Origin of the sequence: Peteryoungia rhizophila (assembly GCF_004912145.1) — a bacterium.
In the GTDB taxonomy this organism is placed as follows: Bacteria; Pseudomonadota; Alphaproteobacteria; order Rhizobiales; family Rhizobiaceae; genus Allorhizobium; species Allorhizobium rhizophilum.
This window is the reverse complement of record NZ_STGT01000003.1, coordinates 829249-841245: the sequence shown is the minus strand read 5'-3', so window position 1 is coordinate 841245 and position 11997 is coordinate 829249. Positions and strand designations below refer to the sequence as shown.

Here is an 11997-nt window from a genome sequence, read left to right as displayed (position 1 = left end):
GTATGTTGCGACAAGCCGATGATCAGATCCGGGCGGGCTCGACAGTAGCCGGGGCGCCGCCACTCCAGCTGGTTCGTATTACACGGATTGCGCCTGCATCAGGATTCCCTGGATCTCGTACAGACTGGCCTGCCAGCGATCGGCCCAGTCCTGCGCTTCGTCGAGACGAGTTTGCGCGTCTGCGAGCGCTTCGGCATAGACGGCAGCGGCGTCGAAATTTGTGCTCCAGCGGGTGGCGAATTCGCCGATTGTGGGCGACGTTTCGCTGTCGAAGGTGCCGCCAGCAATTGCTCGCTGCCGTTCGATGTCATCAGCGTTCCGTCCTCGCGAATATAGGCGAGCAGAACACCGTCCTGCGAGAAGGTCGCGGCGATGCCGGCGCTGTTGCCAGGCGGGACGAGGGCGGGGGAGGAGGGAAGATGCCTCTGGCATCCCTCATGCGGTCGTGGACCTCGGGCTTTGAGCGGAAATTCCCTGTTTCGATAAAAACATCGCTCATGCCCTTGACCCTCCCATGATGGGAAGGTCCATCTATCATGGCGGAGGTGACCGCTATGAACATGCAGTCCAGGCCCGATGGGGCCAAGAATACGAACCAACCGATCCTTCTGCCCGTTGAGGGCATGACTTGCGCATCCTGTGTGCGGCGGGTGGAGAAGGCTGTGGCATCCGTGCCGGGGGTCGCCGAAAGTGCGGTGAATTTTGCCACCGAGACGTTATCGGTGACGCCGGGTGAGGGATTTTCGGCCGAAGCGCTGCTCGCGGCGATCGAAAAGGCCGGTTATGAGGCGAAGGCGCAGACGGTGGTGCTCGAGATCGAGGAGATGACCTGTGCGTCATGCGTTTCGCGGGTCGAGAAGGCTTTGAAGTCAGTGCCATCAGTCGAGACGGCGAGCGTCAATCTGGCGACCGGCGAGGCCGTGGTGAAGGTGCTTGGGGGTGTTCAGGCGCTGCCGGCGCTGAGCGCTGCCGTGGCCAAGGCTGGCTATGCCGTCAGGCTGTCAGGTGGCGACGAGCCCGGCGGCGAAGGGGCGGAAAAGAACGCTGCTGCCGGGCAGGGACTGCCGCCGGACGCCAGGCCGTCCGGATTGGCCTCGGCGGGTGATAGCCGCGAGGCGCGGCGCGAGCGCGAGATATCAGGGCTGAAACGCGATTTTCTCATCGCGCTTGTGCTGACATTGCCGCTTTTCGTCATGGAAATGGGTGGGCATCTCTATCCGCCGCTGCATCATGTGCTGATGGATGTATTCCCCGGCAACACGCTGTATCTGCTGCAGTTTGCGCTGGCGACGGCAGTGCTTGCCGGCCCCGGTCGGCGCTTCTATCTAAAGGGCATTCCCGCACTCGTCAGGTTCGCACCCGACATGAACGCGTTGGTCGCGATCGGCACGGGGGCGGCCTATCTCTATTCGCTGGTGACCACTTTTGCGCCCGGCCTGCTGCCGGTGGATGCGCGGCATGTCTATTACGAGGCCGCGACCGTCATCGTCACGCTGATCTTGCTCGGCCGGCTGCTGGAAGCCCGTGCCAAGGGCCGCACCGGTGCTGCGATCCGCAAGCTGGCCGGCTTGCAGGCAAAAACCGCGCGGGTCGAGCGGGACGGGAAGACACACGACGTGGCCCTGCCCGAGGTGAAAATCGGTGATGTCGTCGTGGTGCGGCCGGGCGAGCGCATTCCGGTCGACGGGCGTGTGATCGACGGGGCGAGCGCCGTCGACGAGGCGATGATCTCTGGCGAGCCGATCCCGGTCGAAAAGGGGACCGGCGCCACCGTCATCGGCGGCACGGTCAATGGCTCCGGCTCCTTCCGCTTCGAGGCGACGGGCGTCGGCGCCGACATGATGCTCTCGCGCATCATCCGCATGGTCCAGGAGGCACAAGGGGCCAAGCTGCCGATCCAGAAAATGGTCGATGAAGTCACGGCCTGGTTCGTGCCTGCGGTGATCGGCATTGCCGTCGTCACCTTTCTGATCTGGCTGATCGTTGGGCCGGACCCGTCCTACACCCACGGCCTGGTGGCCGCCGTGGCGGTTCTCATCATCGCCTGCCCCTGCGCCATGGGGCTCGCCACGCCGACCTCGATCATGGTCGGCACGGGCAGGGCGGCCGAACTCGGCGTGCTCTTCCGCAAGGGCGAGGCACTGCAGAGCCTTGCTGGCATCGACTGGGTTGTCATGGACAAGACGGGCACGATCACCGCCGGAAAGCCTGAAGTGAGCGAGATCGTCACGGCCGAGGGCTTCAACGAGGTTGATGTGCTGAGGCTCACCGCGAGCCTCGAGGCGCGCTCGGAACACCCGCTGGCGGATGCCATCGTGAGGGCCGTGGAGGCGCGGGCAATCGCGCTCTCGGCCGTGGACAATGTCGAGGCCGTGGCGGGCTTTGGCGTCACGGGCATGGTCGAGGGTCGCCGGATTGCGGCGGGGGCTGATCGGTTCATGGTCAAGCTCGGCGTGATGCAAGAACCCATCGCCAACCTCTCGCCACAGGGGGGAGGGGCAAGCGCCGACGATCTCCAGGCCACAGTGACCCGCCTTGCCGATGAAGGCGCAAGCCCGCTTTATGTGGCAATCGACGGAAAGCTGGCAGCGGCCATTGCGGTGGCCGATCCGATCAAGCCGACGAGCGCGCGGGCGATCGCGGCGCTGAAAGCCCGCGGGCTGAAGCTGATGATGGTGACGGGTGACAATGCCAGAACGGCACACGCGGTGGCCAGGAAGGCCGGCATCGACGCGGTGGTGGCGGAAGTGCTGCCCGAGGGAAAGGTGAGTGCGATCAAGGAGCTGCAGGCGAAAGGTGAGCGCGTCGCCTTTGTCGGCGACGGCATCAATGATGCGCCGGCACTCGCCACGGCTGATGCCGGCATTGCGATCGGCACGGGCACGGATGTGGCGATCGAAAGCGCCGATGTCGTGCTGGTCAATGGCGATCTGATGGGCGCGCTGCATGCGATCGAGCTTTCGGACCGGGTGATGGCCAATATTCGCCAGAACCTGTTCTGGGCCTTCGGCTACAATGTGGCGCTGATCCCGGTCGCGGCGGGGCTGCTCTATCCGCTCTTCGGCGTGACCTTCTCGCCGATGCTGGGGGCGGCGGCGATGGGGCTGTCGAGCGTGTTTGTGCTGACCAATGCGCTGCGGTTGAAGAAGGCGAGGGTGACGGAAACCGTCTCCCCCCTTGCGGGGGAGAAAGCAAAATCGAGGGCTTAGCCCGGTCAGGGCTAAACCTCAGATTTTGCAAGAGGGGGGCACGGTGAGGACGGTGCAAGCGGAACCTTTCCCCTCTCCGGGAAAATCTGAAGTTTAGGCCGCTTGCGCTGGCCTAAAGCTTCGATTTTCCATCCTCCCCCGCAAGGGGGGAGGTAAGGTGAAACCTGGAGAACAAGACCATGACCATGAATATCGGAGAAGCCTCCGCAGCCTCCGGCGTTTCGGCCAAGATGATCCGCTATTACGAGGAAATCGGGCTGATCTCGCCGGCCGGGCGGACGGCTTCCAATTACCGGGTTTACGATGCCGACAGCGTCAACCGGCTGCGCTTCGTGCGCCGCTCGCGCAAGCTCGGCTTTTCGCTGGAGGAGACCGAGCGGCTGTTGAAGCTCTGGGACGACAAGGAGCGGGCGAGTGCCGAAGTGAAGGCGCTCGCGCTTCATCATGTCGAGGAGCTGGAGACGAAGATCGCCGAGATGCAGGCGATGCGGGATACGCTCAGTCATCTCGCCGATCGCTGCCAGGGCAATGACCGGCCGAATTGCCCGATCCTCGCCGATCTCGAAGGGCGGCCACTGCGGCAAAAGACCACTGCGAACACGGCAGACAAGGACTGTTGCGGGGATTGACCTTGCCCCCGTGGGAAGGGTGACAATCAAAAGAACACGAATGCGCGACGCGCGAAAAGGGAAAACCATGATGATCGGAAAGACCATCTTCAAGATCGAGGACATGACCTGCGGCCATTGCGAAAAGACCGTGGTGAAGGCGCTGGCGGAGGTTCTGCCGGGAAGCGCGGTGACCATCGATCTCGCCGCCCGCAAGGCCTTTGTCGAGGGCGATGCGGTGTTGGCCGAACAGGCGATCCGCGAGGCAGGCTATACGCCGGTGCGGGAGATCTGAGGGAGTTGGCAAGGGGCAGTAGCCGCTAGCCTGTAGCCTGGGCAGTACCGAGGTAATTCTCCACTGCCCACTGCCCACTGCCCACTGCCCACTGCCTCTCTTGCATTGCCCGCGAAGCTAAATATATATGTATTATCGTATATATTTTTGGAGAAGCCGCCATGAGCAAGGACTACATCGCCATCACCAAGCAAATCTCGAGCGGGATCAAGACCCTGCGCAGGGACATTCCCGATGTGATGCAGGGTTTCTCGGCCATGGCGGGTGCGGCGACGAAGGATGGCGCGCTGTCGAAGAAGGTGAAGGAACTGGTCGCGCTCGGCATTGCGATCTCGACCCGCTGCGACGGCTGCATCGGTTTCCACACGGAAGCGCTGATCAAACTCGGCTGCACCAAGGCCGAATTCGAGGAGACCCTGGGTCTGGCGGTCTATATGGGCGGCGGTCCCTCGCTGATGTATGCGGGCGATGCCATGACGGCCTGGGAGCAGTTCGGCGGGCCGGAAGCCTGAGCGAGATCGGGGGGCGATGGCCATCTGTGATGATCGCAGACATCCCCCGAATTCTGAGGAATAGCGGTATTTTTCCAAGCTAAATTAGGGAAATATTCGCAAGCCTTACGGATGATTGTTCCAGGTGCCGATGTGGGGTCGGCGCCGGCCGGGGACTGACATGCGTGAGTGATCCAGACAGGGGCGCCGATCGGATGAGCGCCAGCGGGACGGGCGCCGGTGAGGCCGGCTCGAAGGGGCGGCTGGACTGGCTGTTGCGTATGCCGCCCGAGGTGGAGCGCGCCCATGAGCGCGACTTCGGCGCCGAGCGCATCAAACACCTGCGCCATGCCATCATCGTCGGCCTGATTGTCTACAACATCTACAACCTGACCAGCCTCCACCTGATGGCGGATATCCAGCCGTTCACGGTGATGATGCGCCTTTTCGTGCTGGTGCCGGGATCGCTGGCGATTTTCTTCCTCGTGCCGCGCGTGCCACCGGCCGTGCGCGAATTGCTGCTCCTGGGCGGCATGTTCGTCGCGAGCCTTTTGCCGCTCTATCTCGTCTACATCTCGCAATCGACCTATGCCAGCTATACGCTGGGCGAACTGCCGCTCGTGCTGCTCTTCGGCAACATGCTGCTGGTGCTGCGGTTCCGGCTCGCGCTGGTCTTCACCACCGTCACCTGCGTGACGGCGCTCTGGGTCCTCCACGCCAAGCCGGGGCTCGACCAGAACCTCGTCTTTCCGCTGACCGTTCAGGTGGTGACCGGGCTCTTTTTCACGCTTTATGGCAACTGGCATGTCGAGAGACAGCGCTGTCTGAGCTATCTGGCGCAATATGACGCCGAGAACCGGGCCGACCGGGCCGAGCGCCGCGGCGACGCGTTGCGCGACCTGACGCTGACCGACATGCTGACCGGCATCGCCAATCGACGGCATCTCGACGAGACGCTCGACACCTGGCTCACAGAGCGCCGCGACGTGCTGCTGCTGATGGTCGATGTCGATCATTTCAAGGCCTTCAACGACCGCTTCGGCCATGTCGCCGGCGACGACTGCCTGCGCCGGATCGCCGCCGCCCTCCAAGCGTTTGCCGCCCGCCACGACGGGTTTGCCGCGCGCTACGGCGGGGAGGAATTCACCCTGCTCTTTGCCGTGAAAACCGAGACCGGCGGGGCCTTCCTCGCCGAAGCGCTGGTGCGCACAGTCCGCGACCTTGCCATCCCCCATCCGGCCCGCGCCGATGGGCTGGTCCATGTCACAGTCTCCGTCGGTTATGCCGGCACAGGGGAGAGCGGCCTGCGCGATCCGCGCAACCTGGTGACCCGGGCGGACTTGGCGTTGTATGAGGCGAAGAGTGCGGGGCGGAACAGGTCGAAGGCGGGGTGAGGCCCATCTCCCCCCGTGCGGGGGAGAAAGCGAAATCGAGGAATTGGCCCGATCGGGGCCAAACCTCAGATTTCGCAAGAGAGGGGCTCTGTAAGGATGTCGCCAACTGCACTGTGCCCCTCTCCAGGAAAATCTGAAGTTTAGGCGGCTTGCGCGCGCCTAAGCCTTCGATTTTCCGTCCTCCCCCGCATGGGGGGAGGTAGGTATGACGTGAAATAGGAAAATAATCCTTGACACCGTGACGGTCGTCGGATAGGTTTGTTGCATGATCGGAAAGCTGTGGCCGCGGGGCCTGAAGCGGGTCCGACAAGGTTTTCGAAGGTCCGCCATGCGGGCCTTTTTTCGTTTCGGAGGGTGCCATGCTGGATGGGGATCCGCAGGCGATCGACGCACTGCCTGACGTCATCGAGGTGAAGGCGGCCGGGGCGGGGGAGCTGGAGCTACTGCTCTTTGAATTCACCACCGAGATGCGCGCCCAGTTCGACCTGTTTCGACGGTTGCGGGCCGGTGCCGAGAGCCTGCTCGACGGGGCCGACGAGGGGCTGGCGAAGCAGGCGCGGGCCGACATCAAGGCTGCGACCGATGCGATTGCGCTGATCGTGCGTACACTGGAAAAGAGCGATGCGCTCTTGCGCCAGCTGGAGCGCGACCGGCTCGATGCCGAGGAACGGCTGTTGGAGGCGCGCGACCCGGAGGTTTTGCGCGGTGAGGTCGAGGCGCTGATTGCGGCGCGGGTCGAGCAGGCTGTGGCCGAGCGGCTGGACGCGGCGGTCGCGGTCCGGATGGCGGAGGTTGCGGGACTGGCCGAGGGGCGGGGGCCGCCGCTGGCATACGCGGAAGGCGCATGACGATTCCGTGCGATCGCCGGCTGTGATGGCTGCGCGCTTGGTTGACGACGGAAAGGCGACGGTCTAGCCTTTGCATGTCTGAAACAGGTTAGGTGCGGGAAGGTTGGCCCGGCCCCCGGAATTTTCGGGTCCTTCCGTTGCGCAGCAACGGCCCAAGACTATGAAAGTGCCGACATCGTGTCGGCGCTCATAGTAGGGGTTTTCCGATGCAACCAAGAATTTCCGTCATCACGCTGGGCGTGGACGATCTCGAGCGGGCGTTTCGCTTTTACAGCGAGGGGCTCGGCCTGCCGAGTGCGGGTATCATGGGCCGTGAGTTCGAACACGGCGCGGTCGCCTTCTTCGACCTTGACGGCGGGTTGAAACTCGCCGTCTGGGCTGAGGACGACATCGCCCATGATACCGGGTTGAAAAAGGGGCCAGCGCGTCCATCCGCCTTCACCATCGGCCACAATGTGCATCAGCGCGGGGAGGTGGATGTGATCATGCAAACCGCTGAACGGGCGGGCGCCACCATCGTCAAACCTGCGCAGGAAACCTTCTGGGGCGGCTATGCGGGCTACTTCCGGGACCTGGACGGTCATGTCTGGGAAGTGGTGTGGAACCCGCAGATGCTGCCGCCCGATTGAGGCGAGACCTCTCCGGCCGAGCTTTTATCAACCGGGTTTACCCTTCGGCTCCCCTGCTTTGGCAGGGGCGCTTCCGGGGTGGAGGGCCGGTATGTGCGTGCCGATCAAAGGCGCGGGGAGGTTGCCGATGACGCCGAAGTCCCCGGGAAGGCTGGAGCGGGATCGGCAGGCGAAGGGAATAGAGGCGGCATCCGGTCTGGCCGGCGGTCTGGCCGATCGAGTTGAAACACTCGCGAATGGCTTTGACAGGGCGAGGGCGGGCTTTGCGCAGCTGGCCGACCGCATGGCGCCGCAGGCGCTGGCGGCGAGCGATGGAGGCCGAGGCCTCCCGACCGGTTTCGCCGACCTCTCCCGTCTGGCGGCTGCCGATTTATCCAGCCTGACGCCATCAGATCTCGCCTTTCTCGTTCGGGACTGGCGACTTCTGGCGCGGCCCGAGCAATTGCCGCCCGACGGAGACTGGCGCAACTGGTTGATTTTGGGCGGGCGCGGATCGGGCAAGACGCGGGCCGGCGCCGAATGGGTGCAAGCCGAGGTGCTGGCGGCTGGAAAGCGCACGGATCTGCGCATTGCTCTGGTGGCGGAAACGCTGGGCGATGCCCGCGAGGTGATGATCGACGGGGCCTCGGGGCTGGCCCGGATTGCGCGGCGCATGCGGCCGGTGGTGGAGATTTCGAGACGCAGGCTGGTCTGGCCGAACGGGGCGATCGCACAGATCTTTTCCTCGGAAGACCCCGAGAGCCTGCGCGGGCCGCAGTTTCATCTCGCCTGGTGCGACGAGCTCGCCAAATGGAAACATGCCGACGAGACCTTCGACATGCTGCAGTTTACGCTGAGGCTCGGGGACCGTCCGCGCCAGGTGGTGACGACGACGCCGCGGCCGGTGCCGTTGTTGAAGCGGCTGATGGCGGACGAGGCGACGCGGCTGACGAAGATGGCGACATCGGCCAATGCGAGGCATCTGGCGCCGGGGTTTTTGGGCGCTCTTCAAGCGCGTTATGGCGGCACGCGGCTGGGGCGGCAGGAGCTGGACGGCGAGCTGATCGAGGACCGGGCGGATGGCTTGTGGAAGCGGGCGCGGCTCGACGAGATCGTAGTGAAGCTGGCCGAGCCGCTGCGCCGCATCGTGGTGGCGGTCGATCCGCCGGCGGGTGGTGTCCAGGCCTGCTGCGGTATCGTGGTGGCCGGGCTGAAGGAGAATGGCCAGGCGGTGGTGCTCTCGGATTGTTCGGTGGAGGGGGCTGGCCCTGCGGGCTGGGCGCGGGCGGTGGTGAGTGCTTATCGGCGCTTCGAGGCCGACCGGGTGGTTGCGGAGATCAACCAGGGTGGCGACATGGTGCGCGCCGTGCTCGAGGGTATCGAGGCGCGACTGCCGGTGACGACCGTCCGGGCGACGCGCGGCAAGTTTTTGCGCGCCGAGCCGGTGGCGGCTTTGTATGAACAGGGGCGGGTCTTGCATGCCGGGCGGTTTCCGGAGCTCGAGGACCAGATGTGTGATTTCGGGGGAGACGGCTTGTCGAATGGGCGCTCGCCGGATCGGCTCGATGCGCTGGTCTGGGCGCTGACTTCGCTGATGCTGGAGGGTGGGGGCGAGCCGCGGATCAGGGGGGTGTGATTGTGCCCACTGAACCGACCCCCTCACTTGCGAAATCTGAAATTTAGGCGGCTTGCGTAGTCTTCCCCTCTCCCCCTTGTGGGAGAGGTTACAAAATCGAGGGCTTAGCCCGATCAGGGCTAAACCTCAGATTTTGTTGGTGAGGGGACCGGTTCAGTGGGCACACTTCACTCCCCGCCATTGCGCAGCTCCGAGAGGATATGCCGGCAGACATCGTCGAGACGTTCGAGCACCTCGTCGTTCCAGAAGCGCAGGATGCGGAAGCCTTCGGCGCGGAAGAGGGCGTCGCGGTGCAGGTCGTGGGCGCTGTCGCTGTGCTGGCTGCCGTCGACTTCGATGATCAGCTTCGCCTCGAAGCAGACGAAATCGAGGATGTAACCACGTAATGGCACCTGGCGGCGGAACTTTGCCCCGGCGAGTTGGCGGTCACGGAGTGTTCGCCAGAGGCTGGCCTCGGGCGAGGTGGGGTCGGCGCGCATCTGGCGCGCCCGGGTTCGGGCAATCGGTTTGGGTTCGTAGCGCATGGGCTGGCCTGTTGGATTTGACCAGTATGCGCTTATGGGTTGTGGTGGCAAGGAGTTGAGTTGTCGTGAGGTGCCCACTGAACCGATCCCCTCACTTGCGAAATCTGAAGTTTAGGCGGCTTGCGCTCGCCTAAGCCTTCGATTTCGCGTTCTCCCCCACATGGGGGGAGAGGGGCGCGCGGTTACGGCATCGCCCCCTCTGCCCTTTCTGGGAGAGGTTACAAAATCGAGGGCTTAGCCTGATCAGGGCTAAACCTCAGATTTTGTTGGTGAGGGGATCGGTTACATTGGCACCCTCAAACGAAAAAACCGGCACCCTTTCAGGCACCGGCTTCATAAGGCAATGCGGTGGATCGGTTTACTTGGCAGAAGCCGTGGGGGCGGCCGGCTGGCGGACCTGGCGCCATTCGTTTTCGAGGCGCTGCAGGACATGGGCCGGGATGGTTGCCGGGGCGGCGGTCTTGGTCGAAGTGGTCGTCTGCATTTCTTCCCTCCTCGGGTTTGGAAGTCTGGGCTCCAAACGTTGCTGTGGGGCGAAAGTTCCACAGTGTTAAACCTTTGTAAATGTGAACGGACAGAGCTCTAAACGATTGAAATTTCTTCAATCGTTTTAATTCCGAAGTTTTTTTCACGGCCGCCGCGCCCAAGCGCGCCATGGCGGCCGATCCCCTCCCGACATCGAGGATTTGACCATGCGGATCGACCGGCGAATCGTCTTCGCGGGGCTGCGCAACGCCGTGTTCGGCGGGCGGCTGTCCCAAGGACAGGTGGACGGGGTGGAGGCAGTGCTGACGCGCTTTTCTGCCCGCGGCTGGGCCGATCCGCGCTGGCTGGCCTACATGTTGGCGACCGCGCATCACGAGACCGGCGGGACCATGCAAGCCGTGCGCGAGACCTTTGCCGGAACGGACGAGGAGGCGGTATCGCGGCTGGAGCGGGCCTGGCGGGCGGGCAAGCTGCCCACCGTGCGGACGCCCTATTGGCGGCGCGATGAAGCCGGGCGTAGCTATTATGGCCGCGGGCTGGTGCAGATTACCCACCGCGAGAACTACGAGAAGATGAGCCGGGTGACCGCGCTCGATCTCGTCCAGGCGCCGGACCTGGCCCTGCGGCTGGACGTCGCCGCAACCATCCTTGTGGTCGGCATGACCGAGGGGCTGTTTTCAGGCGCGAGGCTGTCGGATTGCTTTGCCGGTACCAAGGCTGACTGGACCGGTGCGCGAAAGATCGTCAACGGCACGGACCGGGCGAGGAAAATCGCGGTAACGGCGCGGATCTTCGATGCGGCGATCCGGGCGGGTCTCATGGTGTGAACTCATGGAGCGCATTGAGCGGCGGGCAGAGCGATGCTATCGGCTTTTGCGCTGCAACAGGTCTTATAGGTGCCCCATGATCCGCCATATCGTCTTCTTCACGGTTCGCCCCGAGAATCTCGAGGCGGTCAGGGCGGGGCTCTCGATCCTGACGGAGATCCCGAGTGCGACCCGGCTGGAGATCGGCACAAATGCCAAGACGGACCGCTTCGACCAGGGCATCGATCTCGTGGTCTATGGCGAGTTCCAGGACGAGGCAGCCCTTGCCGCGTACAAGGCGCATCCGCTGTATGAGGAGAGCATCCGCCGCGTGAAGCCGCTGCGCGAGGAGCGCTTTGCGGCGGATTATGAGGTGGAAGAGGCGGTGCGGGCGAGGGTGTGAGCGCGCGGAGGGTCAGGACGCTTCGAGCAATGGCTCCAGCTGGTCGGCGAGGAGTGAGGGCTCGTGGTCGCCGACGATCAGATCCTCGATTGCGTATTTCAGGCTTTCCTGCAGTTCAGGCGCGACCGACAGCCTGTACCCGTTGATGGCGATGAAGTAGCGTCCTGCGAGCCAGGCAGTCCGCTTGTTGCCCTGTTCGAAGGCATGCGCTTTGCCAATGGCCTGGATCAGGCAGCTACCAAGCCAGGAGAGGGAAGATATCTCCCGGTACTCAGCTTGGAAACGCGGACGGTGAACTGCGCCCTCAAGGGCGGAACGATCCCGCAGGAAGTGGTTTTCCGGCGTGCCGAGAAGCAGCCGTCTGTTGATCGCAATCACATCCTCGATTGCGATCCAGCGAGGCCCGCTCATGCGCTTACTTGGCCAAATGGTCCAGGATGATCTTGTCGGTAACGAGCAGATCGGCGACGAAATCGTCGAGATCCGGCCTGGCTGCAACCGGCTTTGCGGTCTTCAGGGCGACGCCTTCAGAAGACGGGACCGCGGCTTTGCGGCTATCCCGGTTCCGCCTCTGGTCATCTAGGCTGATTTTCTTGTTTGAACTCATAAAGCGAATATAGCGCAAGATTGGTGTTTTGACGAGCATGGCCGCGCTGCCCGTGCATCGACATCCATTCCAGAGGACACCC

Annotated in this window: 15 protein-coding genes; 10 read left to right on the top strand and 5 right to left on the bottom strand. The window is 63.7% G+C overall.

The window, feature by feature from the left end:
* Positions 1–78 precede the first annotated feature (78 nt).
* Complete coding sequence (locus tag E9677_RS15260) at positions 79–432, bottom strand: hypothetical protein (protein WP_136558908.1); 354 nt, start codon at positions 430–432, stop codon at positions 79–81.
* 122 nt (positions 433–554) lie between these two features.
* Between E9677_RS15260 and E9677_RS15255 the strand changes: the two genes are divergently transcribed.
* The 8 genes from E9677_RS15255 (at position 555) to E9677_RS15220 (ending at position 9089) form a co-directional block, all read left to right on the top strand.
* A complete protein-coding gene (locus E9677_RS15255) occupies positions 555–3209 on the top strand; it encodes a heavy metal translocating P-type ATPase (RefSeq protein ID WP_235882964.1) in 2655 nt (884 codons plus the stop codon).
* Positions 3210–3394: 185 nt separating this feature from the next.
* Positions 3395–3838: a Cu(I)-responsive transcriptional regulator gene (gene cueR, locus E9677_RS15250; RefSeq protein ID WP_136559077.1), complete on the top strand. Its 444-nt coding sequence runs from the start codon at positions 3395–3397 to the stop codon at positions 3836–3838.
* 67 nt (positions 3839–3905) lie between these two features.
* Positions 3906–4112 carry a heavy-metal-associated domain-containing protein gene (locus E9677_RS15245; RefSeq protein WP_408014721.1) on the top strand — a complete coding sequence of 69 codons (207 nt, stop codon included), beginning with the start codon at positions 3906–3908 and terminating at the stop codon, positions 4110–4112.
* A 161-nt stretch (positions 4113–4273) separates the two neighbouring features.
* The gene (locus E9677_RS15240) at positions 4274–4624 is read left to right on the top strand and encodes a carboxymuconolactone decarboxylase family protein (protein WP_136558907.1); all 351 of its coding nucleotides are present in this window, start codon (positions 4274–4276) and stop codon (positions 4622–4624) included.
* 194 nt (positions 4625–4818) lie between these two features.
* Positions 4819–5997 carry a GGDEF domain-containing protein gene (locus E9677_RS15235; RefSeq protein WP_136558906.1) on the top strand — a complete coding sequence of 393 codons (1179 nt, stop codon included), beginning with the start codon at positions 4819–4821 and terminating at the stop codon, positions 5995–5997.
* Between the two features lie 359 nt (positions 5998–6356).
* Complete coding sequence (locus tag E9677_RS15230) at positions 6357–6845, top strand: hypothetical protein (RefSeq protein ID WP_136558905.1); 489 nt, start codon at positions 6357–6359, stop codon at positions 6843–6845.
* Between the two features lie 206 nt (positions 6846–7051).
* Positions 7052–7474 (top strand): VOC family protein, encoded by a 423-nt coding sequence (locus tag E9677_RS15225; RefSeq protein ID WP_136558904.1) that lies wholly within the window; start codon positions 7052–7054, stop codon positions 7472–7474.
* Between the two features lie 127 nt (positions 7475–7601).
* On the top strand, positions 7602–9089 hold the full coding sequence (locus E9677_RS15220; RefSeq protein WP_235882963.1) for a DNA-packaging protein: 1488 nt from the start codon (positions 7602–7604) through the stop codon (positions 9087–9089).
* 167 nt (positions 9090–9256) lie between these two features.
* Here the strand turns inward: E9677_RS15220 and E9677_RS15215 are convergent, their stop codons facing one another.
* Positions 9257–9613 carry an endonuclease domain-containing protein gene (locus E9677_RS15215; RefSeq protein ID WP_136558903.1) on the bottom strand — a complete coding sequence of 119 codons (357 nt, stop codon included), beginning with the start codon at positions 9611–9613 and terminating at the stop codon, positions 9257–9259.
* 358 nt (positions 9614–9971) lie between these two features.
* Positions 9972–10097 carry a hypothetical protein gene (locus E9677_RS25745; RefSeq protein WP_268960310.1) on the bottom strand — a complete coding sequence of 42 codons (126 nt, stop codon included), beginning with the start codon at positions 10095–10097 and terminating at the stop codon, positions 9972–9974.
* A 208-nt stretch (positions 10098–10305) separates the two neighbouring features.
* Between E9677_RS25745 and E9677_RS15210 the strand changes: the two genes are divergently transcribed.
* Entirely contained in the window at positions 10306–10926 is a 621-nt protein-coding gene (locus tag E9677_RS15210) for a glycoside hydrolase family 19 protein (protein WP_136558902.1), read from the top strand.
* 76 nt (positions 10927–11002) lie between these two features.
* Entirely contained in the window at positions 11003–11308 is a 306-nt protein-coding gene (locus tag E9677_RS15205; RefSeq protein ID WP_136558901.1) for a Dabb family protein, read from the top strand.
* Positions 11309–11320: 12 nt separating this feature from the next.
* Here the strand turns inward: E9677_RS15205 and E9677_RS15200 are convergent, their stop codons facing one another.
* Together E9677_RS15200 and E9677_RS15195 are read right to left on the bottom strand one after the other, a co-directional pair.
* Positions 11321–11719, bottom strand: coding sequence for a type II toxin-antitoxin system death-on-curing family toxin (locus E9677_RS15200; protein WP_136558900.1), 399 nt, complete (start codon positions 11717–11719; stop codon positions 11321–11323).
* Positions 11720–11723: 4 nt separating this feature from the next.
* A complete protein-coding gene (locus E9677_RS15195; RefSeq protein ID WP_136558899.1) occupies positions 11724–11954 on the bottom strand; it encodes a hypothetical protein in 231 nt (76 codons plus the stop codon).
* Positions 11955–11997: the final 43 nt, after the last annotated feature.